The following is a 24,235-nucleotide window of genomic DNA, read 5'->3' as shown; positions in this document are numbered from 1 at the left end:
ACATGGCAGTTCAGCGCGCCTGCGGGTGCGCCCACTCCTTTACTGGGTCGAGGGAGAGCGTCGCGCTTCCCCAGCGGTCAGGCAGGCCGCACCCCGTTTTTATGGTCGGAGTCCCGCCGGGGAATTACCGATGCAGGCGGAGTGGAGCCGGTACCGCCGAACATTCTTAGGCCACGGGCAAGTGCCTCACCGCTGGTTGCCGGAGAATGAAGGGGTAGCGAAGGGTGGCGAATATCCCGGCCGTACGGAAAAGACGGATAACGCCCGGTATGGATTTCCCGGTCCCATCAAACGGAATTGACCGTTCAAGCTTGCGTCGCAGGCGGCCCAGTCGGCGCGCAGCACCCTCAACTCCGCATGTCCTACAGACAAACTCGGTGACTTCGGCGACCGGACTGGATGCCCCGCCAGCAACCATGAGATGTGCGGGATCTGCTGCTCAACACGCAGGAGAGGCCGCCCCGATGCTGCCACGAGGTACGGCTCGCTCGATAGCAGGCTGCGGTCACGGGTAGCGGAAGCCCCGGTCGCGGTAGCGGCCCTGGTCAAACGGGGTTAACCACTCGTTAGGGGCGAGGTTGACCAGGTCGTCGAAGGCCCGGGCCATCTGGCTCCGCCAGAGACGGTCTTGGTGCCAGGTCACTCGCGGCAGTGAGCCGAAGAGCCCGCCTCGCTGGAGCGGCAGGTCACCCAGCGCGGACATCTCCTGCCATGCCTGGTCCGCCACAGGGCAAGGGCCAGTTTCACATCGCCGAACCCGAATCCCTTACTGAGGAAGAAGATCACGGAGTAGCTGTCGCCCAGGATGAGGGAGCCGAGCAGCGCGGGTGTCCAGCTGCCGCCTGAGTTGGGGAGCACCGCGGCGACACCCAGCAGAACGAGCGCGGCCGCGGCGAGCGGCAGGGTGACCACGTCCGGCAGCCGGTGCGCCGTGAAGTCGACGGCGGCGAGCAGCACGCCGGCCGGGACGAGCCGCCACGCACGTGGCCCCGGGCTGCGGCGCGAGGCACCGGGCGTACGCAGCGCCGGTCAGGGTCAGGCTTGGCGCCAGGAACGCAGCCTCTCGGCGATGCCGTACGAGTCCAGCCGCAGCTCCCGGATGTCGTAGATCAGCTCCCGCCAGAGCTCAAACTTCGTGTCTACGCGTTCTCCGCAGGCCTCGAGGTAGGCAAGGGCTACCCCGTATCCATACACCTCGTTGCGTGCCGGAAGCGGGCGCAGCAGTACGCACTCCTCCAGCATGACGGCAGCCCGCCAGAAGGCGTCGGGATCGTGCTGATCATGCCGGGGCGGGTCGACCCGGTGGCGTTGAGCCATGCCGACAAGCACAGAGAAGTCGTTGACGGTCAGGTCGTCCCGGAGGATTTCTTCCTGGCGCTCGAGGAACCACCGGTAGTCGACGTACACGACGGGAGGCACAGGTCAGGCCGCCCGGCGGCTGCTGTGTGCGACGGACGGCAGCCCGCCGAACTCGGCATCGAAGGCATCCATGACGCCGGGCTCGCTGATCGCGCGGCGGAAAGCGGCGGTCGCTGTCTGCAAGGCCCGCTCTTGCTCCTTCTCCCCCGCCAGCTTGGCGAGGTAGGCCTTCACAGACAGGCCTTCGGCAGCGGCGAGGCCCTGCAGGGTGTCCCTGGTGTTCGTATCGACCTTCACAGTGGTTTCAGCCATACCCGAAGTATTCCGCACGGTATACGCGCCGCGCTACCCACACTTGCGAGTGCCACGCGCCGCTTGCCCGTCAGTGGACCATACGGCCGCGAACATCCTCTCGGCGTCCACGAGCAGGCCCTGCCCTTCGAGGGCTGCACGCTCACACACCCGGCCGACCGCTCCTGCCTGCAGCCCTCGCAGGGCAGGGCCTGGCGCTCGGGTTCGTTGGGATCCGAACGAACGGCTGATCACCATCAGCTGCTGCAGCGCTGCAGGCGCCCCCCACTGCCTTGCCGCCGCCGCAGTGATGGGCAACGTGCAGTGTCGGCGTAGCGCTGCCGGGGCGGCCGGTGCGCCGCTCCCCAGTTTCCAGGATGCCCGTTCCCACCCACCCGGCGCGGAGGTGCGGCCTCCTGGTGTGCGGCGAGTGCGCGGCGGTAGCCCTCGCTCACCGTCTCCCGGGTCTTCGCCGGGCCCGTGGGCGCGGCCGTGGCCTCGGGTGCGACATCGGTCGGATCAGGCGCGGGCACGGCACAGGGGCGGCAGGATCTGCAGGGCGCGCACGAGCGTACGGCCCGGCGCAGCGTTGTGGCGGCCGCGATGATCCGTCTCTGCAGGTTTCTGGCGTGCCGCGGGACTTCCCGGGCCCACAGATTTCTCCGAGTCGCCAGGCCCGATGCGGCCTGGTCTCGTTTGTCAGGAGGAAGGACGCAAGTGGTTCGCAGGGGTGCCGGAGAAGCGCAGGGAAGAGGCAGCGAGGGGCATGCTGGGAGACCCGTGCGCGACGGTCTCAGGCATCCCTTCCTATGAGCGCATTCGTCCAACTCGTCCTACAGCAAGCCAGGTTGAGGCAGCCACACGGGTGATCATGAGTAGCGCTCTCTGCTAGATTCGCGAGGATCTCGGCCTCGAGCCGAGTGCGGGCGGATGTCGGCTGTGTATCGGCGTCGACAGGCGGCCAATACATCCTGCGTGATGGCTCCGCACGCCTTCAGAACGGCTTGTGCCGTGTTAATCAGCAGTGTTGAAGGGCCAGGGTGCCCCTTCAGTTGAGATTCGGGGATCCTTGATTACGACAGAGACAGGGCTACGTCGGCGGGACGTCTCGCGGCGTCGGCCGCTTGTGCTGGCGGCGGTGCTGGCGGTGGCCGGGACCATCGCCGTTCCGGCAACGGCCCAGGCATCGGGTGAGAAGACCCCCGACGGGGTGGTGCGGCAAGAAGAGTTCGCGGCTGCGGCGGCGGAGTTCGACGTGCCGGAACAGGTTTTGCTGGCGGTGGCCTACCAGGAGTCGGCATGGGAGGCGCACGCTGGCGAACACAGCGCCAGCGGTGGATACGGTCCGATGCATCTGACGGACGTGACAGCATCTCTGCTGGCCAGCGGGGACGCTGGTGTGGCAGGCCGAGCCGATTTGGCGAAGATGGCTGCGGACCCGGCGTTGCACACGCTGCAAGCGGCAGCACGGCTGACCGGGCTTTCGGCACAGCAGTTGCGCGCTGACGCGGCAGCGAACATCCGAGGAGGGGCGGCACTTCTGGCGTCGTACCAGAAGGCTGTCGGGGACCCGTCCTCGGCCGATCCGGGTCATTGGTACGCAGCCGTGGCGCGGTACAGCCAGTCGCCCCAGCGGCAAGGCGCACAGGCGTTCGCCGACCGGGTCTTCGCCACCCTGAACAACGGTGCCAGGCGCACCACAGCGGATGGGCAACGCGTGGGGGTAACGGCCGATCCCCAGGTCAGCCCGGCCACGCAACAGTTGTCCCGGCTGCACTTGCAGTCGGCTGCCGCGGCGGACACCGAGTGCCCCACGACGGTGGACTGCACGTTCGTGGCGGCAGCAGCGTCCAACGGCCAGGTCTCCAACCGGCCGGCCAACGGGATCAGGATCGACTCGATCGTCATCCACGACACCGAGTCCTCGTACGCGTCGACCATCGCCACCTTCCAGACCCCCGGCGGCGGTGCGGCGCACTACGTGATGCGGTCTGCGGACGGCGCGGTGACCCAGATGGTGCCTACGAAGGATCTCGCCTTCCATGCGGGCAACTACTCCACGAACATGCACTCCGTCGGCATCGAGCATGAGGGGTACGCTGCGCACGGTGCGACCTGGTACACCGAGGCGCAGTACGAGGCGACCGCGGACCTGGTGAAATACCTGGCGGGACGGTTCGGTATCCCGCTGGACCGGCAGCACATCATCGGCCACGACAACATTGTCGGCCCGACCTCGGGGACCGTGTCCGGCATGCACTGGGACCCGGGCCCGTCCTGGGACTGGGAGCACTTCATGGCTCTGATCGGCGCCCCGATCACCGGCGAGTACGGAGTCGGAGATGTCGGCTCGGTGGTGACCCTCGCCCCCGGATTCACCGGCAACCAGCAGACCGTCCAGATCTGCCCCGCCGACGATCCGACCGGCGCCACCGCCACGTGCACACGCGGGGAGCAGCCGTCCAACTTCGTCTACCTGCGCACCGCCCCCAGCGACACGGCATCCCTGTTCGGTGACCAGGCGATCCACCCCGGTGCCGTAGGTACCGACCGCATCAACGACTGGGGCAGCACCGCCCAGGCCGGCCAGCAGTTCGTCGTCGCTGACAAGAGCGGCGACTGGACAGCGATCTGGTACAGCGGCAGCAAGGTCTGGTTCCACAACCCCAACGGCGTCAACACCATCCCCGCCAGCGGCGTGACCATCGTAAAGAGCGGCCAGACCGCCGCCAGCCCGCCCGTCAAGGTCTACGGCACCAGCTACCCCGACGCCGCCGAGTACCCGGCGGGCCTGTCACCTTCCACTCAAGCCGCGCTGAGCATGTACACCATCCCGGCTGGTCAGGCTTACGTCTCCACGGCGCCTGCCGCTCCCACGGACGACTACTTCAAGTCCAGCGGCACTGTCGTTTTCGGCGGCAAGTCCATGTACACCATCCAGTACAACCACCGCACCGCCCTGGTCTACGAAGGCGACGTCACGGCCACCCCCGTCCCTGCCGACACCGACCGGACAACCCGCTACTGATCCCGAATCATCCGTAGGAGTGCGCCCGGGGAATCCTGCAACCGCTCGTGCGCTGTGTGGCAGGCAGATCCCGAGTTAGTGAAAAGGGGCTCGTGCCCGACCGAGGTCGGGCACGAGCCCTGCGGTTTTGCCGAGTGGTGCGGCTGCGTCCTTCAGACTCCTACCGCAGGTAGGCGATGCCGTCGGTGGTGACGGCGGGACGCCCGCTCGTCGCGGAGACGACGATCTTGACAGTGTGCTTGCCGGCTGAAGCCCAGCTCTTGGTCCAGAGGGCGTTGCGGTAGGCCGTGGTGGTGGACTTCAGGTCCACGGTCGCGGTCTTGGTTCCGTCGACGTAGATGACGGCCTGTCCCGAGGTGGAGGCGCGCGAGACGATCCAGGCCACCGAGCGGCCAGTGAACGTCCAGCTCAGCGAGGCATTCTTCGCCGAACTGCTGAGCGAGGCGCCGCCGAGGTAACTGGTGGAAGTCTTCTTGGTCCAGGTGCCGGTCTTGGTGGCGGATGTCTCCTGGACGATCACCGGGGTGCCTGACGCCGCGGCGGCGGCTGTGTTGCCCGCCAGGTCCTGGGCGGTGAGGCTGAAGGCAGTGGCTACGCCGGACTTGGCGGCCAGCGTGGCACTGGTCGTGGTGGGACCGTACGTCTTAGCCGTGGGGGCGGTCAGGCGGACCTCCTTCAAACCGGCAGCGTCGGTGGCCTTCCAGGCGAGGGTGACCGGGACGGCAGCGGTGTCCACGGTTCCCGTGCGAAGGGACAGCGTCGGCTTGGTGCTGAACACCGGCGGGATGGTCTCCGCCGTCACCGCAACGCTGGATGTGGTGGTGGTCTTGCCGGACTGGTGGGTCGCGCGGACCTGCACGGTGTGGCTGCCGGCCGCGAGGGTGACAGCTGCGGAGGTCGCCGTTCCGGTCTTGGTGGCGGCACTCTTGCCGTCGACGAGGACCTCGTACTTCGTGATGAGGGAAGACGGCGTGGTGGCAGCCCAGTTGACGCTGATGGCTCCCTTGGTCAGATAGGTGCTGCCGGACAGGCTCGCGCCGGTGACCGACTTGATGGCGAGCCCGGCGACGGGGCCGGCGGCCCAGGCACGCAGGGTCGGCAGCTGGTTGTACAAGACCGTGCCCGGGCATTCTGTCGCGTAGGCGTCGCGGTGGCCGGAAATCCGGTTGAAGACCGCCGACTGCCCGAGCGCGAACTTGCCGTTGGCCTTGCCGGCCGTCAGCGTCACCTTTCCCAGGGGATCGACCTTGTACTGGCCGAGCTTCCAAGCCGCCAGACGGGCGAGAGAGGCCTTTGTCGCGCTGGGAGCATCCTCGGTCGTATAGGTGCCGATGACGGCGATGCCCGTGGTGTTGGTGTTGAACCCCTCGGCCTGTGCACCGATCACAGGCCGGTCAACGCCGCCCTTGCGGCCCTCGAAGATCGTGCCGCACTTGTCGACGACGAAGTTGTAGCCGATGTCCTTCCAGCCCTGATTCAGGTGAAGAGCGCGCAGGCCCCGGACGATGGCCGCGGAATCGGAGCAGGAATAGGTGTTGGTCTGGGCGGTGTGGTGAACGAAGACCGCGTTGATGGTCGTGCCGTACTCGGGGGCGTCGTCGTTGAGGGACTCGTCGGCCCCCCAGGCCGCCCGGGTCACGATGGGGGGCTGCGGCACGGTGGACGCAGGTCCCGCTGTCGTGCTCGGCGACGCCGTGGGCGCCTGCGACGTCGAAGGCGCTGCCGAAGTCGGAGTCGAACTGACCTCAGGGGAAGCCTCTGTGGCCGTGGGTGCGGGAGTGGCCGACGTCTCGTCTTCAGGCGTGGACGGGCTCGATGTGGGCTCGAGCGTTTCCGTCGGGGAAGTTGAGGATGCTGCAGGGTCGGTGGGCGTGTCACCGGGCTCGGGGCTCTCCCCCGTCATCACGTAGGCCGCTGCCTCCATTCCCGCCTGGGGGGAGGCACCGGGATCGACCACGTCCAGCCGCAGCCCCTCGGGCGGCGTGCCGCCAGCGGCGACCTTTATCTCCACCCCGTCCGACGGACCGAACCAAGCCGGGCCCGTGGCTCCGCGCATCCCCTTGCGCGGAGCGTCCTCCCCGCCTCCGCCGTCCGACTCCAGCGTCACCCAGGAGGACCACTTCTGAGTCCCCACGGCATGAACCCGGGCCTCGACCGCACCCTGAAGACGCGCCCGCGGGTCGTCCCACGACACCCTCAACATGCTGAACGGTTCGACATCACGCCGGCTTAGCGAAAGCCGGCCGGCGTCATCGGCACCCAGAGCGGTCGACCGCACATGTGTGACGACCGGCTCCCCCAGCCCCTTCGCCTCCGACTTCGAGCCAGGATCGTCCCGTATCTGGACGACGACCACTCCCGCTGACACCGCGGTCGCCACAGCGACCGCACCCCACACCACACGCCGCTTCACGCAGCCCACCCCATGCAAGTTCGGGATCAATAGATGACGGACCCACAGAAGGCAGAGCGTGAATCAGTTGCCTGGGTCCGGGAAGGGAATCTACACGGCCAACTGGCCCTGCTAGGGCCGGGGTTGCTGGCCGACCACTGTTCCGATGCGTGCGGGCCTGGGCCTGTCCCTAGGGGATGGGGAACACCATCGCCGCGGCAGGTTTGTGCCGGTCGATCGAGGAGCGCCCCGCGGGACGGCCCCCGTCGTGCGGCCGCGAGCAGTCCGGCCCAGAATCCCCTGGTGCATGTTGGGTCGCAGCGCCGTACGGGTGGCCCGTCGGCTTGACGGGCCCATCGGGAAACCCGATCGTTGTTCGCCCATGTATTTCGAGCAGTCATGGCTGGCTGGCTGTGACTGATCGAAGTGTCAGGGTCGTCGTCCATATGGGCTTCCTTGGCGCACCGCATTCCGGCACCCTTTCTTCGCTTGGCATCTCGCGCTGTACGCCAGATCCCGCAGGCAAGGCGTACTGTCAAGAGGCCGGAAATTGTCACATTCGCTTGTTCGATCAGTTCAGCCCGATCGGAGAGGTCGATGGCAAGTAATAATTCCCGCCCCTCACTCAGATGCCGAGAAAGTGGCGAAGATTCCTGGCTTGCATAAGTTTCGATCCCGCGCTGTGCGGTCCGGCCGTTTCATAAGCGAGATCGCTATTAGGGGGCCGCAGGGTGAGTGCGGCCCCCTAATAACGGGAATTGATTTCCTCTCCACCCTTAGGTGGGTACTACCGGTTCCGCACCCACTGGTGGCGCGTTAACCTCACCAGTTTGCAGTGCGGTTCCTTGCGAGACGGGTCTGTAGTCTCAGAGACCACATGGCGGCCCTGACTCTCATACGCTGGGCAGGGCTTTTTGTCCCCTCCAGGCGATCCTTCAGTTCCTGCAACTTCTGTTGCTTGAGGTCGCGGCTCGCCTGGCCCGGATCGATGAATGCGGTCAAACCTGATTCCTTCCTTTCCCGGTTTTATCCCCACCGGTGGCGCCAGCGCCCGAAGTACCTATTTGTGTACCGGTGGCTGACGTAGGCCCAAGCACCCAGGCCGATGGCTCCGCCGGCGGCGGCCCCCCAGGGGCCTCCGACTGCGAATCCTGCGTAGATGCCAGCGTTGGTGAAGGCACTGAACGTAACCCCGAGCACCACCCAGTTCGCGCCGTAAAGTGCTGCACGTACTCCCCAGCGCCGGACGCGGCGTGTCTTCCTCTTGATCTTCTTCCACGCCTTGTGCCAGCTCCACTTGCCGTCGAGGTCATAGCGGTTCTGAGGGTCGGCGCTGACGTAATCGTAGGCGTTGGCGTTGCCGCCGGGGACGGGGTCGATGGACAGGAAGCGACCGGTGGCGGGGTTGTAGAGGCGGACGCCCATGAGGGTGAGTCCGGTGGTGGTTTCGCTGGAGCGGGTTTTGGCGCCGAGCCAGCTGTAGCGGGCGGGCTGTTGGCCGGGACGGGGGTTGCCGTATTCGTCGGCATCCAAAACGGTCGGGGCGACGGCAGTGTCGAGGGGCAACTGGAGGGTGATGTCGCCGTGGAGGTTGGCCAGTTGCAGGACGGTGCCGCCGGAGGCGGTGCTGGTGGCGGCGAGGTCGCCTGCGGGGCCGTCGATGTTGCGGGTGAGGTTGCCGTTGGTGTCTTCGGTGATCCAGCGAGGGCTGTCGCTGTCGGAGTCGTAGTGGTTGATCTTGGCGGCTGTCTGGGTCCAGGTACCGGAGGTGTTGGTCTCTGTGGTCCAGCCGCGGAAGCGCAGATTGGAGTCGAGGACCCAGGTCTGGCGCTGGGTGCCGGCGGTCTGCTGCTGGGCGAGGTTGTTGTTGTAGTAGGCGAGGGTGGTGCCGGGCAGCGCGGTGGTGCGGCCGAGGTTGTCGTAGGTGTAGCCGGTGTCGACGAGCCGGTCGGCGCTGTCGTAGGTGCTGCTGGTGGTGGTGGCGCCGGTGGTGGTGCAGTCGAGGCCGACGCCGGCGGCGGCAGTAGCCAGGGACTTGCGGTTGCTGTTCTTGTCGAAGCTGTAGGTGCGGGTGGTGCACACGGCGTCGGCGCCGATGTCCTGAGCCTGCGTCAGGCGTCCGGTGTTGTCGTAGGTGTAGGCCTGGGAGGCGGTGACGCCGGGGGTGCCTCCGTGGGTGACGATCTGGCTGTGGGTGTTCTCGCTGACGGTGTCGGCCGCAAGGACGGTGCCGTCGCTGGTGCGGGTGTAGGTGCGGGCGGTGGCTGAGCCGGTGGTGTCCTGCTCGTCGCTCTGGGTGTAGCCGCCGGGCAGGGTCTGGGTAGCCAGGTCACCGTCGGCGTCGTAGCGGGCGGTGAAGGTACCGGCGACCGAGTCGGTGACCGAGGTGGTCAGGCCGCGCGGGTCGATGGCGGTGTCGTAGGTGTAGGTGGTCGTCGAGGGCACCGTGTCGGTGACCTTCGACGGGCGGTTGAGGGCGTCGTACTCGGTGGTGGTGGTGGCCGCGTCGGCGTCGGTGTAGGTGAGCTGACGGCCGAGCTGGTCGAAGGTCTTGCTGATGGTGCCGCCGGCGGTGGAGGTCTGTTTGTTCGCCAGACCGGTCGCCGGGTCGTAGCCGGTGGTGGTGGCCGGGACGACCGTGCCGAGGCCGCCGGTGATGGCGACGGTGGTCGGGCGGCCGGCGCTGTCGTAGCCGTTGGTGGTGGTGCGGGTGGTGCCGTTGGCGGTCTCGGTGACCTTGGCGACCTGCCCGTCGGCCGCGTACTCGGTGGTCTTGGTCGGCAGCTGGGTGGGGTTGGAACCGCCCCCGGTGATCGCGGCGACTGGTGCGGTCTGGCAGACCATGTCGGCCCATTCCGGGCGGCCGTTGCAGGTGCCCGTGCCGGTGGCGGAGTAGTACGTGGTCTGCGTCGCGCCCGCGTCGGTGCCGGTGGAAGCGGGAAGGGCGGTCTTGATGACCCGTCCCTGGTCGTCGTAGGTGGTGGTCGTGGTCAGCGCCAGCCCGGCCGGGTCCTGGGTGCTGGTGGTGGCCACCCCCTTGACCCAGTCGAAACCGGTCGCCACTACGCGCGGGTCGGCGGCCAGGGTGGGCCAGGCCCGCAGCTGGGCGGCGGTGGTCTGTTTGGTGACCTGGTCCTTCACCGCAGCGGTGCCGTCAGTGGGGCGGCCGCTGTCGTACTCCTTGAGGGTCTGGGTGCGGGCGATGACCTTGCTGCCGGCCTGCGCGACGGTGGTGGTGCCGCTGAGCAGCTTGGAGGCGAGCACGACCTGGTGGATCGGGCCGTCCTCTTCCACCTCGCGGGTGCCGGTGTCGTTGTAGACGCTGGTGGTCGACAGCAGCTGGGCCCGCTCGGCCGAGGCGAGGCTGCTGATGCCCAGCCCGGTCAGTTCCGTCTTCTGGGCCGCGGTCGTGCCCAGGGCCAGTTCGCGGTTGCCCGAGGTCAGCGACCGGATCGTGTTGCCGAACTGGTCGTACTCGGTGACCGTGACGTGGTGGCCGGGCGTGGCCTCGTTGACCTCACGGCCGGAGGCGTCCAGGTAGTGGATACCGGCCCGGGTGTAGGAGCCGGCGCTCAATGCGCTGCCGTCGTTGCCGGCGGGCACCTGGTCGGAGGGGAAGACCGCGGTGGCGTCGCTGGGGAGATCGGTCTGTCCCCACGAGGCAAGAGCGGAAGTTCCGAGGTCCTCGGGCGCGGTGGAGCCGGTCAGCGGCACGCCGTAGACGATGCTGGTGGCGGCCGTGCCGTTGGTCTGGCTGGCACTGCCCGGCGTGAGCGTCGGGCGGGATGCCTTCAGCAGCATGCCGGCGCCGGCGGCAGGGTTGGATCCTGCCTGTCCGTAGGTGAACGTCCACGGCAGCTGCCCGGCCGGGGTCAGCGTGGTGACACGGCCGGCGTCGTCGTAGGTGTAGGCCGTCTTCAACGCGGGGCTGACACGGGGATCCCACTGCTCACGCAGCCGGCCGCTGGCGTCGTAGGCGTAGGACGCGGTGGTCTGCACGGTGGACAAAGAGGCCCCGGGCACGGTCGACCACAGCTTGATTCCCGAGACCTGGTCCTTGACATCTCCCAGCGCGGAACCGGATGCGGTGGTAGCGGTGGCGTAGACGAATTCCAGCACCCGGCAGCCCTTGACCGACGGATCGGCCGCACATGCCGAGGCAGCGACAGCAGGCGTCGGGGCGATCAGGAGCTTGGGGCGGGAGGTCTTGGTCTCGCCCACCGTGACCGCTTCGCTGACAGTGGTGGTCGTGGTGTTCGCCAGACCCGTCAGGTACGAGGTGGAGGCGTTCCACAAGGTCGTGCTGCTTGCCACCGCAGTGAAGGTGGTGACCTCGCCACTGGAGCTCTTCAGGGCGAAGGTGCCGTCGAAGCTGCCGGTGAGCTCGTAGTCCTCGGCGCCGACCTCCGGGATCCAGCCGGTCTTCGCCGCGTTCTGGGTGAAGTTCAGGCGGGTGTCATCGCCCGCCGCCCCCACACTCACCGACGTCGCCGAGGTTTTGACCAGCACGGTCCACGGTGTGGACGTCTGCTCACCAGCGGCACCGTAGAGCCATTCCTTGCCGAAGATCGGCGCCTGCTGGCCGGTGCCGGCGCCCGCCTGCGGAGAACGTGAGGACGCGGTGCGGGCAACCGACAGGCCGAAGAAGGACGCGTCGTTGTCGGAGAGCGTGAAGTCACCGGTGAGCAGGTTCACCGAGCCCGGCCCCACCTCCTCGCTCGCGGCGCCGTCGGCGCCGCGGTCGACGGTGACGTTGACGGGGTCGGACGAGGCGGACGCACTCGAGGGGCCGGTGAAGTCGGCCCGGATCTGCACAGCTCCGTCCGGGTTGACGGTGGAGGTGGCGTTCCAGGTCAGCTTCGGGCTCTTGCCGCTGGTCAGGGCCACCGGCCAGGCAGACAGCGGCTGGCCCGCGACCGTCACGTCACCTGCCGGGATGACGGTCCAGGTGTCGGCCTCACCGCGGCGCCAGGAGAAGGTGGCCTGGGTGAACTTCGAACCGTCCGCCTCGGCCGTCAGCGGCAGACGGGCGGCGGTGCGGGTGCCCTCGTCGGGGCTGGTGACGCCGCCGGGACCGACATGGAAGGTGTAGGAGAGAGCTTCGGACTTGTTGTCGGCCTTGTCCGTCGCGCGCACCTGCAAGGTGTTGGTGCCCGCCTTGGCGGGCTTGACGGTGATGCTGACCGGGGTGGTGCCGCTGGTGGCGGCCTTCGTCCAGGTCGTGCCGTCCAGCGACCACTCGATGCCGTTCTGGTCACCCGCCGGAGGCGTCACCTTGAACACGCCTGCCTGGCCGACACCCTTGACCCACGACGCGGACGGATAGTCCGTCGAGGTCACCGCGGTTGGTGCGGAGGGAGCGGCAGTGTCCACCGTGAACGTCGCCCACGCCGACCAGTCGTTGTTGTAATGCAGGCCGTCGTAGGGGTTGGTGCGGAACTTGTAGGTCTTGCCGTTGGCGAGCAGACCGGAGGGAACCGTCACCGACGCCGGCTGCCCCGACGGCACGAACGGCGACACCAGGTAGTTGCCGACCTGCGTGCCGGTGGCGGCATCGTCAATCTCGAAGGTGCCATCGACCTTGTCATTGTTGACGTCGATGAAGGTGTCGCTCAGCGTCGGCGTCAGGGTGTTGACGTACCAGGTGCCGGCGGCGTCCTGGAAGAACGGCGGGCCGGCCTGCTGGTCGGTGCCGGTCTTGGGCCGGTAGTTGTAGGTGACGGTCAGCTTCGGCGGGTTGGACGCGGCGTTCGCCGAGTTGAACCGCTTCCACTGCGCGGTCACCGACTCGCTCGCCGCCTGCAGGCCCATGCCGGAGGTGGCGTTCTTCGCCGACGCCCACGTCTGCACCAGATTGGTGACATCGGCGTTGACCCAGCCGTCCGGCGCCGCGGTGCAAGCGGGGTTGCCCTTGGTCTCCGTCGAGGTCGCCGAAGCCGTCGCGGCCCAGGTCGGCTGAGCCGTCCAGCGCGAGGCCGTCGACGCCTTGCCCGTGCTGTAGACACCCCAGGGGTAAGCCTGGCAGTCCGTATTGCCCGAATGGAAGTTCCACAGGCTCAACTTCGCGCTCGAGACCAGCGAGTCCGAGATCGGCGCCGTGTTCCAGGTGATGAAGGAACGCGCCGTACGCGGCGTACCGTCGCTGTTGGTCGTGCCTGGATTGCCCATGTCCAACTCGACGTCGCCGGACCAGTCGACCGTCTCGCCCTGCTGGACATAGGTGTCGAAGACGTTGGACAGCGCCGACGTCGAGGGGTCCACCGTTACCGGATACTGCGTCGCCGGATCGGCGAGGAACTTCGCGTCCGGGGTGAAGACCAGGTCGATGGCCCCCTTGCTGCGGACGACCTGCAGCTTCACCGGTGCCTGATGGGTGTGCTCCCCGGAGACCTTGTCGATCTGCGCGTCCCACATCACCGGGGCAGGCATCACCGCCTGCTTCTTGCCCTTCTTGTCAGTGAAGAGCAGGCTGCCGTCCTTGTTCTGCACCACCTTCAGGCCCTTGGCCTTCAGCGGCAGCGTGTAGGAGTAGCCCTCCGCCGAGGGCCGCTTGGTGATCTCGACGAACTGCTCGAACCCGGTACGGGTAGCTTCCACCACCACGTCCCCGTCCGTCACCGCATCGCGGTAGGTCGCCCGGTTGCCCTTCAGAACCGGCTTGGGCAGATCACCCTTCCACTGCAGCGCGATCTGCTGATCGCCCTCCCCCAGCGTCACCAGATCCTGAGCCTTGCCCGACCCGCCGGCCGAACGCTCGGTGGCCTTACCGCCACCGGCGAGCCGCAGCCCCCGCGGATGCGCTTTGGGTGCGACCGCGCCACCGGCAGCCTGCAGGTCCAGGTCGACCGTCCGCCAGATGTCGCTGTCCTGGAAACGCACCGGGCCTGCAGACAACTCAGTCGTCAGCGACCCGTTGGGATTAACCCACGTCGTTGAGGTCTCGGTCCGCTCCGCGAGCGCTTCCACTCGCTTGCCCGACAACCGGGCGAGCACCCGGGCCGACGCCAGATCGGCCGCTGATGTGGCGTACTGCTTCGCCTTGTCCGAGGAGGACGCCGTCATGGCCTCCGCACCCGCGGCGAGAGCAGGCTCAGTCTCGGCAAACGCTGTCACAGCCATGGTCAGCGCCAGCGAGCCAGCTAGGCCTCGGATCCATGCAGACCTCCTCAGGCCAGGTCTGCGCCGGCGCCTGACCCCCGTCCACTTACTCATTCGCGCTCCCCTGTTAATGGCCCCACGTCATAGGGCAGCGCAAAAACTAGCCGAGCTTAAAAGGCGGCAAAATTACACACAGAGACACCAAGCACCCCCTCCGTAAAACAAACATGGCAAAGCATTCATAAAGCGAGAGAAGGAAAGGGGATAAAATGCCCTCGGCATATGCGATCCGGTCAATTAGCGGTGCAATCCGGCCACCCATTATGCGTAAAAGGCCTGTACGGGTGGACTCTTCGCCGGTTCCTCTATTTGCGGATGCGCAGGATGTCAGCTTTCCCCATCTCGATGATCCCGTAGGTCGCATAGCCGCAAGGGGTGGCACTTCGTAGCGATAGCAATGCACAGTCGGGACGCTTGGCCATCCAATGAATTACTCCTGAGGCATGCTCACTACGCTTGGCGAAAAATGAATGGATCAAGGCGGTATAAATCGTGATCTTGTGGGTGCTTAATTGGTCTGAAACTGAACTTCAGTGCAAATTCCCCAGGCGAGGGGTGGCTGAATTGGGATGAAGATTGGCTGAATCGCATGTGTCAGCGGTGCTTTACCCGACGGTTCCTGCGGGACTGGTATGCCAACAACCCCAGTACCAACTGCCGAGCATGTTTCGCTGCCAGCTGGCGTTTGAGTATGCTCGCGGCACACCCGGTTCGTGCGGAGGGGCGAAAATGGACGACGAGGAAAGAGCCGTACCCGGCAATGAATCCATTGCGCCCCCCGAGCCCGACCCCGCGGGCACTCCCCCCGCAGCGTCGCCCGGACTCGGAACCGTCGTGCTGTCACGGGTGAACAGAAGCGACCGCGACGCGTTCCGCGGCTACGCAGTACTCATCGACGACACCCAAGTGGGCAGCATCAATCGAGGGCAGACCCTCCGTTTCGAAGTGCCGCCAGGAACACATCAAGTTCAGCTGAAGATCGACTGGTGTACCAGCCATCCCCTCACGGCCCTGGTCGAAGAGGGCAAGACAGTCCGCTTTATCTGCTCTCCAGGCGGCGACGCATCCGAGGGGCTCAACGCCGTCCGCGCCAACAGGGGCAACTACATCACCCTGCAGGAGACGTCGGAGCCTATTGTCATGGCCAGGACCCAAACGGACCGGGGCACGCGCATGCTGGTGGGAACGGCTTGCGGGTTCTTCCTGGGAGGCGTCACGCTCATTGGGGCCTTGATCTGGAACTCCGCCGGTCTGGCACCGGACGCCGACAACACGGTCGCGGGCGCAAGCCTGGCTGTCACTCTCGCCTCCATGGTCGTCTTCAGTCTCCGGCATCGGAAGGCCGGACGGCATCCTCGCACGTGACGCCCTCAGTCGAGCCAACTGCGTTATTTACCTCTCACCCAGCATCCTGTCGCCCAAGTACCGGCATGCTGGCTCGATTTCCGAGACCGCCTGGTCCACGACGACGTACGGCCGCAGCGAGGCGGCTTGGATCGACGCCGACCGCGACGGCTGCGGCACCCGCAACAAGATCCTCCTGAAGGAAGCCGTCACCGCCCCGAACAGAGGGCCGACTGCACGCTGAGCGGCGGACCTGGTACTCGCGCTACGACGACACCGCCTTCACCCAGGCCCGCGTCCTCGACATCGACCACCTCGTCCCGCTCGCCGAATCCTGGGACTCCGGAGCCTCCGCATGGACGCCGGCCGAACGGCAGGCCTACGCCAACGACCTCGACGACCCCCGCGCCCTCATCGCCGTCTCCGCCACCAGCAACCGGTCGAAGGCCGACCAGGACCCGGCCACCTGGCAGCCACCCGCGGAGGGCTACCGCTGCACGTACGCCACCGACTGGATCACCGGAAAAATTTGCTGGGGGCTTGCCGTAGATCCTGCCGAGCAGGCCGTGCTCACCGAAGTCCTCGACGGCTGCCCGGACACGGTCATCGAGGTCGTCCGAGCCCGCTGACTTCAGCAGACGACCCGGGCGCGGTTGTTGATCTTTTCCGCCTGAGAGTCGTTGGACGGGCGTGAAACTGTCGCCGAAAGCCATGCCCGGGGTGGAGCACTACGCCGATACGGCGGCCAAGAGTGCCTGTTACCTCGCCGATTTGACCGGGCCGGAGAGCTGGAGCCCGGCGGCCGCGGACGACGCCCTGGACGCGATCGACACCCTCGCCGGGGCGCTGTCAGCCCTTGGACCGGACGTCGTGGCGGCCCTCGTGCCGGTGACGGCCGACACCGCAGACGTCCGTCGGCACCTCAGACTGGCAGGGGACGAAAGTACGGCGGCCACGGCGGAAGCGCCGGGCCGACGTTCCACACTGCGCGTTCGGCGGCACAGGCTGGGGTTCGGCTTCAAAGGGATCCGTACAAACGGCTGACCAGAGACGGCCATGCTCGCTAGGCAGGACCCAAAAGAGCACGCGTATGCATTGCTGCGGTGGTGACGGTGGCTGCGCGTGTCCTCAAGGTGTGGTTGACCGTCGAATGTCCTGCAGTTGGCCGAACGAGATGCGCCAGGTGAAGGTCAGGGCTGTGAGTCCGAAGGCGGAGAGGGGCGGCAACAGGAGCCAGAGCGGGGGCCAGCCCGCAGGCCAGCGCTGATTGAGCATCAGGCCGGTTGAGGTAGTCAACCCGATTGTGCAGAGCGGCACGAGCCAGGCGAAGAGAACGGTTCCGAGTTGGCGGCCCCCGAAGGCGCTCGCGACGGTCAGGTGCATGAACACGTTGAGGGGGACGAAGTACCACAGGACCCATCCATCGTTCCCGACCCCGGTGCTGAAAGCGACAGCAGAGGGGATAGCCGCAACCAGAGCCAGGTGGCAGATGCCGACGAAGGTAACGACGGTCCGGGTGAACCAGCTCACGTGTGGTTTCACCCGAACAAGGTGGGAGTCGGATGAAGGGGCGACCGAGCTTGTCTGCGGGGTCGGCTGTTCCGGGGCGTTGGCCTCCTGGGTGAGGGGCGCGCCGAGCAGGTCCTCCAGGTCGTCTCTGTCGGCGGTTGTCCGCTCCTGGGCTTCGCTGATGAGGCTGCTGGCCCACTCGTAGGTGTCGGGGTCTGCGTCGGGGTGCGCGGCGCGGTCGGCGACGGCGTGTTCGAGGCCGGTGAGCCACTGGCGGGCGTGGTCGGTGCCGAGTTCAGCGGTGATGGTCTGGGCCGCGAGCGGCAGCAGGCGTTCCGGGTCGGCGGCGACGGCCCGATGGGCACCGGCGGCGAGGCCGGGCTGGTCCTGGGCGGTGCGGGCGACGGTGCTGAGGGTCTGCCGGCGCTGCTCCGTGGCGAGGGAGTCGTGCTGCAGGAAGGTTTCGATGAACTCCTCGCCGCTGTCGGTCTCGATCTCGGCAAGCCAGGCGGCGGCCAGCGGTTCGCCGACCGCGCCCCAGTGGGCTCCGTCGGTGGCTGGGTAGGCGGCGGTCAGGACGTCGTCGAGCGCGGCCAGCTCGCGTGCGTCGGGAGGGGCGGTGATTCCGTAGCCGCGATGATGGACGTCGAAGCCTGCCCGGACGGCGGCCCGGCCGTCCTGCGCGGTGCGCGCGCCGGCGAGGAACTGGGCGGTGACCAGGGTGCGGAGCAGCGTGTCGTCGACGGTGCCTTCGGGCAGGCGGGCTTCGGCGACGCGCCGTACGTACTCCACTTCGTTGGCGAGCAGGACCTCCATGGGGTGGTCCTTCAGGGCGAATTCGGGGTTGGCGTGGGCCAGCACATCGGCGAGCGCGGCGATGTGGTGGTAGATCACCGGCTGGGGTGCGGCGTGCTTGATGTCGGCGCCATAGAGGCGCGGCGCGTCGGCGACGACGCGGTCAGGCCAGGTGTCGTCGCCGTGTCCGGCCTGCTGGAGCAGCTGTATGCGGCGGGCGAAGGCCACCTTCGCCTCTACATAGATGTCTTCCGGGCTGTGGCCGTGCAGCGCGTCGTCGGGCGTGAGCGTGAAGGCGTCGAGCGGGCCGATGTTGCGGGTGCGTAGGTGGCGGCGCAGCGCCGGCCACCAAGTGTCGTGGCCGCGGGCCAGGAGCAGGACGCGCACTGTGGTGCCGTCGTGGGAGCCGGCCAGGGCCGCCATGAGCTCGCGGATCTGCGGGAGGCGGGTCTCTGCGAGGTCGACGGCCAGGAGTAGCGGGTAGCTGGCGGCGGCGAGGACTTGGTAGTCGGTGTGGCTGGGGTGGTCGGCGAGGAAGCCGCCGCTCCACGGCCGCTGATTGCCCGGCGTTGTGGTGAGGCGGTGGAGGACCTCGGTGGCGAGTCGGGACTTGCCCGTGCCGCCGAGACCAGTCACAGCGGCGACGTCAAGGCGGTCGGTGCCTTTGCACCACTGCTCAATGCGTTGGACGAGTTCACTCACGCCGGTGAGCTCGGTGACCTGGGAGCGCGGATCGAGCAGGTGGGTGGAGGACAGCTGAGGATCGGGCGAGTTGTCCATCAGCGGCCGTAGGTCGGCGGGCTGGAGACGTGGGGCCATGCCGGTGTGGGCGGCGACCGCGCCGGTGAAGCCGTCGGCGGTCAGCAGATGCGAGAGCGGCAGCACCATGATGATCCGGTCCCACTGACGGTCGACCAGGCGGGCAAGGCCGATCAGTACGCCGTTGCAGAAGACCCCGGCCCCGGACAGTCCCTGCCAGCTCTTCACGTCGGTCGGCACGGCGCCGTCGACCTCGAGTGCGTACAGCTTCGAGCGGGACCCGGTGTGCGGGGCGATGATGCCTTCCACTGTCTTCAGGTCGTCGACGTACTGCTCGGACCTGGCGGGAGCCCGGCGGCGCATCGCCTTGGGGAACCCCGTCATCGAGCACACGGGACGCCGGCCCGGGTAGTCACAGACCAGTTCGCCCCAGCGCACGACGCCCATACCGGCTCCGATTAAAGAGCGGTCGGCCTTCAGCAGCACCACGTCCAGCTCGGTGCTCTCCCAAACCACCACAGCCTCGGTGAAGCCGGCGCTCGCGGTGTCCCGGACGGCGACGACGCTGTCTCCTCCTGGCATGACCACGTGATGGGCGGTCAGCACCAGGCCGGGCGCAATCAGGCAGCCGCTCCCGTACAAGCCCTTGTCCTGGTTGCTGACTTCGACGGTCCGCAGAGCTGCTCCCCCCGCCATCGCGGCGCCCCCTTCTAACGCAAGCCGTCCACTGGCCCGCCGCGTCCTCCACCGGAGTCACCGATCAGCAGGTCACTGCCTTCGTCGTCCGGCGCCACCGCCAAGGTGACTGTCATGCGGTGCGTGGCCGTCTTTGCCCGCTCGCCCTTCGCGTCCGCGGAGACCACGAACGCCTTCACCCCGCCGCTGGCCGACGCGGTGTGCCGTAGCTCGATTCCCAGATCCAGCACGATCTCCTTGACCGTGAACCGAACCGGTGACCCCTCCCCGCCCTGTTGCGCGGCCGCCAGCCCCCCGCGCACCGCCTTGATCGCCTCGGACAGTTCGGTGGGCTCTAACTCCATGGCTACCCCTTGATCGCTTCTGTGCGGAGAGCCAGTCTGCCGGGGAGTACCCGACGACGGAAGACACGGTCTGCCCGGACGGTGCGGACCTACAAGGCGGCCGGTGCGTCGCCTTCGGCCGTTGAGTTCGGCTGGTGCAGGACAGCGTGCTCGCGGCCGAGGCGGTTGGCTTCCGATGCAGACCCTGGACAGGAGGAAGACCGGGATGACGCTGGCCGTGGGAGCGAGCTGGACGAACGGTTGCCGGGGCGACGGTGGGCGGTGCGTCTGGACGCCAAGACGTGGCCGGGGGTGGTGCGTTTCTTGTGCAGCCACCACGCCTGTGCCGAACAGTGTTGGATTGGTTTCATCCGAACGCCACGACAGAGTTGGTGGCGGAGTCGCTCTTCGGCTGCTGGGTGAATCTGCTCGACCGGACGGCGCCCGCGGCGTCGGTGACAGCCCGGTCACCGACGGCCGGTGGGCACGGCTTGCAGGAGAGAACTGCCCCAACTACCTAGTCGGTCGCCGGACTGCCGGCGTCGTCGCGGTGGCCCCTACGCCTGCTCTACCGTGCGAAGACGGTTTGCGGCTGCTGGCTGATCGTCTGGTGTCAGGCGGGTGATGCGGTGCACATCTGGGACGCAGAGATTCAGGACGGTCGCAGCAACAATCATTGCCGCGCAGGTCAGCAGTACTGCCTGGCTGCTCCATGAGTGGGCCGCAAGGGCGGTGATGAGGTAACCCCTGGGGATGGCAAGGCGTTCCCCGACACCGTTGAAGGTGCTCATGCGGCCCTGTTCCGCCTGCGGCACACGCTGTTGGAACGCAGTGGTCCAGGCGACGATTGCGACATCGAGCCCGACCCCTGCCAGTGCAGCGGCCAGCAGCACGAGAGACAGCGGCACCGTGCAGGCCATGGCGGCCAAGGGGAGCGCGAGAGCACCGGCCGCGGCGACCGCGACCGTGAGCAGTCGGTACGGCTTCCAGCGCAGGCAGACGAGGGTCCCCCGCCAGCAGGCCACACGTGAAGGCCGCCTGGATCAGGCCCCAGTCGCGGGCTCCGGTGTACTGCGCCGCGGCCACGAGCGGGCCGAGAAGCTGGAAACCCGCCAGCCACGCAGCGACCAGGACCGTGCCGGCGGCCGTGTAGGTCCACAGCCAGGTACGCGACCAGAAGCCCGCCCAGCCCGCCCGCAGGTCGCTCAGGACACCGCCGGGTGCAACGAGCGGGGCGTCCAGACGCAGGCTGAGAAGCAGGACGCTGCTGCGGTGGCGAACGTGAGCGCATCCCAGGCCGTTGCTCATGCCGCTCCGCTGGCAGCGACGATGACACCGCCGACGACCGGGCCGAGCACCTTGACGGCGTTGCTCGGCAGCCTGAGCAACGCGTTGGCCTGCTGCAGGTGCTGCTTCGGAACGATCTGCGAAATGGCGCCCTGCGCAGCAGGCACGGTGAACGACACGGCCGTTCCCGAGACGAAACCGCATGCTGCGATCGACACCGTCGTCGCATGTCCGGTGGCCACGGTGGCGGCCAGCGCACCCTGCGCGCCGGCCGCCAGCAGACTCCCGATGAGATGCGATGAAGCTTCCAGGCTGGACGGGCATGGTGCACCATCGTTGGGTGGATGATGAGAGCGGCTCCCGTGAGCCTGATAAGGACGAGACCTCTGAGGCGCCGAATCCCGAGGGCACCGATGAGAGGGAAGACGATTCTGACTATGTCGTGCTGCCGTCGTACCGGACACTCTGGGAAGCAACTGCCGGGTTCCGCGCCATGGCAGAGGACGTGGCCCGAACGCAGCATCTCATCGACCAGGCGGTTGCACCCTTGCAGCACGTCATCGCCGAATCCCAGCGCTTTCAGCAGGCGATCCGGGACAGCCTGCCGGATCTCTCCTTCATCGCTCCGCAGATCGACTGGGCACAGTTCCGCGGATTGGCCGATACCGTCGCCACAGCCCAGCGTGTCATCCAACGAGTCGTTCCGAGTAACTGGCTAGGCGAATCTCTCGACTACACCGCGATGCCGCCGGTCCTGGAAGGCGGCACGCCGCTCGCCTGGGTACCCTCCCCTTCCGTTATCCGCCATCTTCTGGCCGCGCCTGATGCACAAGCTCGTGCTCAAGTGCTGGAGGCGAACGCCGAGGAGATCGTGGCTTCGTGCCGAGAGGCCCTCAGCGCAGTCAGTCAGCCGGACCTCCGCCAACAGGCAATCTTGCTTGACGACTGCCTGACCATGGTTGACGCCAGCATGACGTCTGGGGCTCAAGCACTTGCAGCGTCTGTTTGGGACACGGTCTACCGGGGTGTATGGCGTGCCGAACCGGCCTTGAAGACAGCTGGTTTCTTCAAGTACAAAGACGTAGCCAAGAAGATCCCCAAGATCGACCTGGACGACTCTACGTTGCTGCAGTTCCGTCAGGCCTGCGTTTTCGCACCGTTCGTGAAGGCTTGCGAGGACTTCCACGACAGCCATCCGATTCCCACCGTCTTCAACCGCCACGCCACAACTCACGCAGCTGGATCCACCCAGTACAGCAAAGCAAATGCGCTGACAGCGCTCATGCTGGCCGTGAGCCTCGTGCGTGAACTGGAACAGGGGAACCTCTCCCATTCGATTCGCAGCTGACGATCGCCAGTGGGCCGCTTCCGCCCGCTGATGCGCGATGACAACACCGGGCCGGGGCGTCAGCTGAGGCCCTACGCGTTGGGGAACCGCTGCCGGAACCATTCAAGTCGGGGCTGATGCGGGTGGAGACCATCGGGCGTGCAGTGCGTACCGGGCGAAGCGTCGCAGGCGGGGCAGGAGAGTTCTAGGACGCTCCAGGACGGAGACTGCGACAACGAGCGGCGATCGGCTTTCTTGGGCCCGGCCTCGGCCGGAGACCGTGTCTTACCCGTTGTCCGGGCGGCAGGCCGCGACTGCTGTCGGCATGTGTCTTCCAGGCGTTGGATCTGGTCCTGCTGGTGGGAGTCGACCCGTGCGCCGGCCTGCGAGGCCTCGTTCACGACTTCGTTGACCAGCTTACGCATGGCCTCCGGTGACAGGTGGTCTCCGCGGCGTTTCTGGATTCCTACGTGAGTGCGGAGTGGAGCTTCGCCTGGGACGAGACTCACTTTCTTTCGTCCTCGAGTACTTGGGCTCGGAGGGCGATCGCGGCGTCGTAGTCGACGGTGAGGACGGTGAGAGCGATCAGCCCCGCTATCTGCGGCAAGGCCCTTGATTTCCCATCGCCCCTTGCGGCCAAGTAGCACAGACTCTGCCTACCCGCGTGATGGGCTCACCCGGATGCGCCAACCAGTTTTCTGTGATGCGCTGGAAGGGTGAGAAGGCGCTAGGGGATATGCCTCCGATGTCACACCTATTGTCGTGTGAGGCGAGCCCGAGGGCTGCATGTCAGAACGTCTATCTGTGAGGTCTCCTGTGACAATATCGAAAAAGATATCTGCGGGAATAGTCGCTGCGGTTTTGTCTGGAACTCTCGGCTTCGGCGGTGCAGGAGCGGCCATTGCTGATGATCTGGACTCGGGCAACCAGGAACAACAGCACCTGCAGTCGACCCCCAGCAACCGATCTCCGGTACCGACGCCAACTCCGCGGCCTACACCCTCGCAGACAGTGGTTGTCGATCCGGCACAGCTCGGAGTAACCGATCAGCATCTCGCGGACATCATTGGGCCCGTCGTCCTCACTCTCCGCAGCGGGATTTGCCTTATAGGCGTTGGCGGCTCCCTGGTTGCATATTTGACAGTCACCCCCGTCGCCGTCATTGCCGGTCCCGGTGTAGCCACAATTTGTGCCCAAGCCGCCGCCCAAGCGATAGCTATGCTGTACCCGCCGGAATAACGCCTCCGCGCCTCAGAGTTCGGCTTCGTACGGGAATTCGAACCGGTGAGTTCGATGCATGGTCGCGAGAAACCTTGAGCGGTGAGAGTCAGAGGGACGCGCGGCCGCAGGACTACCGACGGGATGTTCCCGGCCAGCACGGTAATTCTCTGCTGGCTACGAGGGCTTGAGCATCTGCTCTAGGGATGCGAGGACCTTTTCCTCTCGCTCCATTTCCTCTTTGCTCATACTGTTACTTGCGAGCTTGGCCCGGAGTTTCTCCACTGCGCTGCGGATGACAGCCGCTTGGTTGGGCGCTTCGGGGGTTGGGGCGGTGGACTCGTGCTGGGTACGCCGCTGGGAAAACTGTTCCCGGGTGATCAAGCCCTCACGGAGTGCCTGCTCCCACTCGGCTTCGGCGTAGTCCTCATTGATTTCGCTCTCCCACGAGTCGGGATCGTCGACGGGCTCGGGATCCGCCCATGGATCCGGATCGTAGGAGAGCCCGTAGTCAGGGCTGTGAGGGCCGTAGTCGTTCTCGCTGCCTCGAGAGGTCATAGTTTCCTCCGTCAACCAAGTAAGAATGGGGCGAACTGTGGGAGGGCCGGGAGGCTGCCCTGCCGGCACCACAGCATGGCGCACGTGAAGAGAAGCTACGTCTGGGCCATGTCGACGAATCGGGAGTAGTGGCCCTGGAAGGCGACTGTGATCGTCGCGGTGGGCCCATGGCGGTGCTTGGCCACGATGAG

Annotated in this window: 16 protein-coding genes; 5 read left to right on the top strand and 11 right to left on the bottom strand. The window is 66.9% G+C overall.

The window, feature by feature from the left end:
* Positions 1 to 505: 505 nt before the first annotated feature.
* The 4 genes from ABT070_RS44540 to ABT070_RS44525 form a co-directional block, all read right to left on the bottom strand.
* Positions 506 to 643: a hypothetical protein gene (locus ABT070_RS44540; protein WP_351768889.1), complete on the bottom strand. Its 138-nt coding sequence runs from the start codon at positions 641 to 643 to the stop codon at positions 506 to 508.
* Entirely contained in the window at positions 640 to 957 is a 318-nt protein-coding gene (locus tag ABT070_RS44535; RefSeq protein ID WP_351768887.1) for a prepilin peptidase, read from the bottom strand. Before ABT070_RS44535 ends, ABT070_RS44540 begins: the two co-directional genes overlap by 4 nt.
* A 78-nt stretch (positions 958 to 1,035) precedes the next feature.
* Complete coding sequence (locus tag ABT070_RS44530; protein ID WP_351768886.1) at positions 1,036 to 1,419, bottom strand: toxin Doc; 384 nt, start codon at positions 1,417 to 1,419, stop codon at positions 1,036 to 1,038.
* Positions 1,420 to 1,422: 3 nt separating this feature from the next.
* Positions 1,423 to 1,671 carry an antitoxin MazE7 gene (locus ABT070_RS44525; RefSeq protein ID WP_351768884.1) on the bottom strand — a complete coding sequence of 83 codons (249 nt, stop codon included), beginning with the start codon at positions 1,669 to 1,671 and terminating at the stop codon, positions 1,423 to 1,425.
* Between the two features lie 1,117 nt (positions 1,672 to 2,788).
* Here ABT070_RS44525 and ABT070_RS44520 point away from each other — a divergent pair.
* The gene (locus tag ABT070_RS44520; protein ID WP_502990206.1) at positions 2,789 to 4,678 is read left to right on the top strand and encodes an N-acetylmuramoyl-L-alanine amidase; all 1,890 of its coding nucleotides are present in this window, start codon (positions 2,789 to 2,791) and stop codon (positions 4,676 to 4,678) included.
* Positions 4,679 to 4,838: 160 nt separating this feature from the next.
* Here ABT070_RS44520 and ABT070_RS44515 read toward each other — a convergent pair whose 3' ends face one another.
* Positions 4,839 to 7,034 (bottom strand): peptidoglycan recognition protein family protein, encoded by a 2,196-nt coding sequence (locus tag ABT070_RS44515; protein WP_502990205.1) that lies wholly within the window; start codon positions 7,032 to 7,034, stop codon positions 4,839 to 4,841.
* A gap of 1,062 nt (positions 7,035 to 8,096) precedes the next feature.
* A complete protein-coding gene (locus tag ABT070_RS44510; RefSeq protein WP_502990204.1) occupies positions 8,097 to 14,189 on the bottom strand; it encodes a DNRLRE domain-containing protein in 6,093 nt (2,030 codons plus the stop codon).
* Between the two features lie 768 nt (positions 14,190 to 14,957).
* On the opposite strand from ABT070_RS44510, the gene ABT070_RS44505 reads away from it, so the two are divergent.
* From ABT070_RS44505 to ABT070_RS44495, 3 genes are all read left to right on the top strand, one after another.
* Positions 14,958 to 15,593, top strand: coding sequence for a hypothetical protein (locus ABT070_RS44505; RefSeq protein WP_351768881.1), 636 nt, complete (start codon positions 14,958 to 14,960; stop codon positions 15,591 to 15,593).
* A gap of 212 nt (positions 15,594 to 15,805) precedes the next feature.
* A complete protein-coding gene (locus ABT070_RS44500; protein ID WP_351768893.1) occupies positions 15,806 to 16,201 on the top strand; it encodes an HNH endonuclease family protein in 396 nt (131 codons plus the stop codon).
* A 61-nt stretch (positions 16,202 to 16,262) separates the two neighbouring features.
* Positions 16,263 to 16,616 carry a hypothetical protein gene (locus ABT070_RS44495; protein ID WP_351768879.1) on the top strand — a complete coding sequence of 118 codons (354 nt, stop codon included), beginning with the start codon at positions 16,263 to 16,265 and terminating at the stop codon, positions 16,614 to 16,616.
* Positions 16,617 to 16,700: 84 nt separating this feature from the next.
* Here the strand turns inward: ABT070_RS44495 and ABT070_RS44490 are convergent, their stop codons facing one another.
* From ABT070_RS44490 to ABT070_RS44475, 4 genes are all read right to left on the bottom strand, one after another.
* The gene (locus ABT070_RS44490; protein ID WP_351768877.1) at positions 16,701 to 19,331 is read right to left on the bottom strand and encodes a trypsin-like peptidase domain-containing protein; all 2,631 of its coding nucleotides are present in this window, start codon (positions 19,329 to 19,331) and stop codon (positions 16,701 to 16,703) included.
* Positions 19,332 to 19,345: 14 nt separating this feature from the next.
* A complete protein-coding gene (locus ABT070_RS44485; RefSeq protein WP_351768875.1) occupies positions 19,346 to 19,675 on the bottom strand; it encodes a trypco2 family protein in 330 nt (109 codons plus the stop codon).
* A gap of 536 nt (positions 19,676 to 20,211) precedes the next feature.
* Positions 20,212 to 20,574 (bottom strand): hypothetical protein, encoded by a 363-nt coding sequence (locus ABT070_RS44480; protein WP_351768873.1) that lies wholly within the window; start codon positions 20,572 to 20,574, stop codon positions 20,212 to 20,214.
* A 384-nt stretch (positions 20,575 to 20,958) separates the two neighbouring features.
* Complete coding sequence (locus ABT070_RS44475; protein WP_351768891.1) at positions 20,959 to 21,219, bottom strand: MFS transporter; 261 nt, start codon at positions 21,217 to 21,219, stop codon at positions 20,959 to 20,961.
* A gap of 62 nt (positions 21,220 to 21,281) precedes the next feature.
* On the opposite strand from ABT070_RS44475, the gene ABT070_RS44470 reads away from it, so the two are divergent.
* A complete protein-coding gene (locus ABT070_RS44470) occupies positions 21,282 to 22,289 on the top strand; it encodes a hypothetical protein (RefSeq protein WP_351768899.1) in 1,008 nt (335 codons plus the stop codon).
* 1,374 nt (positions 22,290 to 23,663) lie between these two features.
* Here ABT070_RS44470 and ABT070_RS44465 read toward each other — a convergent pair.
* Positions 23,664 to 24,044, bottom strand: coding sequence for a hypothetical protein (locus tag ABT070_RS44465; protein ID WP_351768871.1), 381 nt, complete (start codon positions 24,042 to 24,044; stop codon positions 23,664 to 23,666).
* Positions 24,045 to 24,235 lie beyond the last annotated feature (191 nt).

It is taken from the genome of Streptomyces sp. NPDC002884 (assembly GCF_040295245.1).
GTDB lineage: Bacteria > Actinomycetota > Actinomycetes > Streptomycetales > Streptomycetaceae > Streptomyces.
The sequence above is the reverse complement of the archived record's forward strand: the minus strand, read 5'-3'. Positions and strand labels throughout refer to the sequence as shown.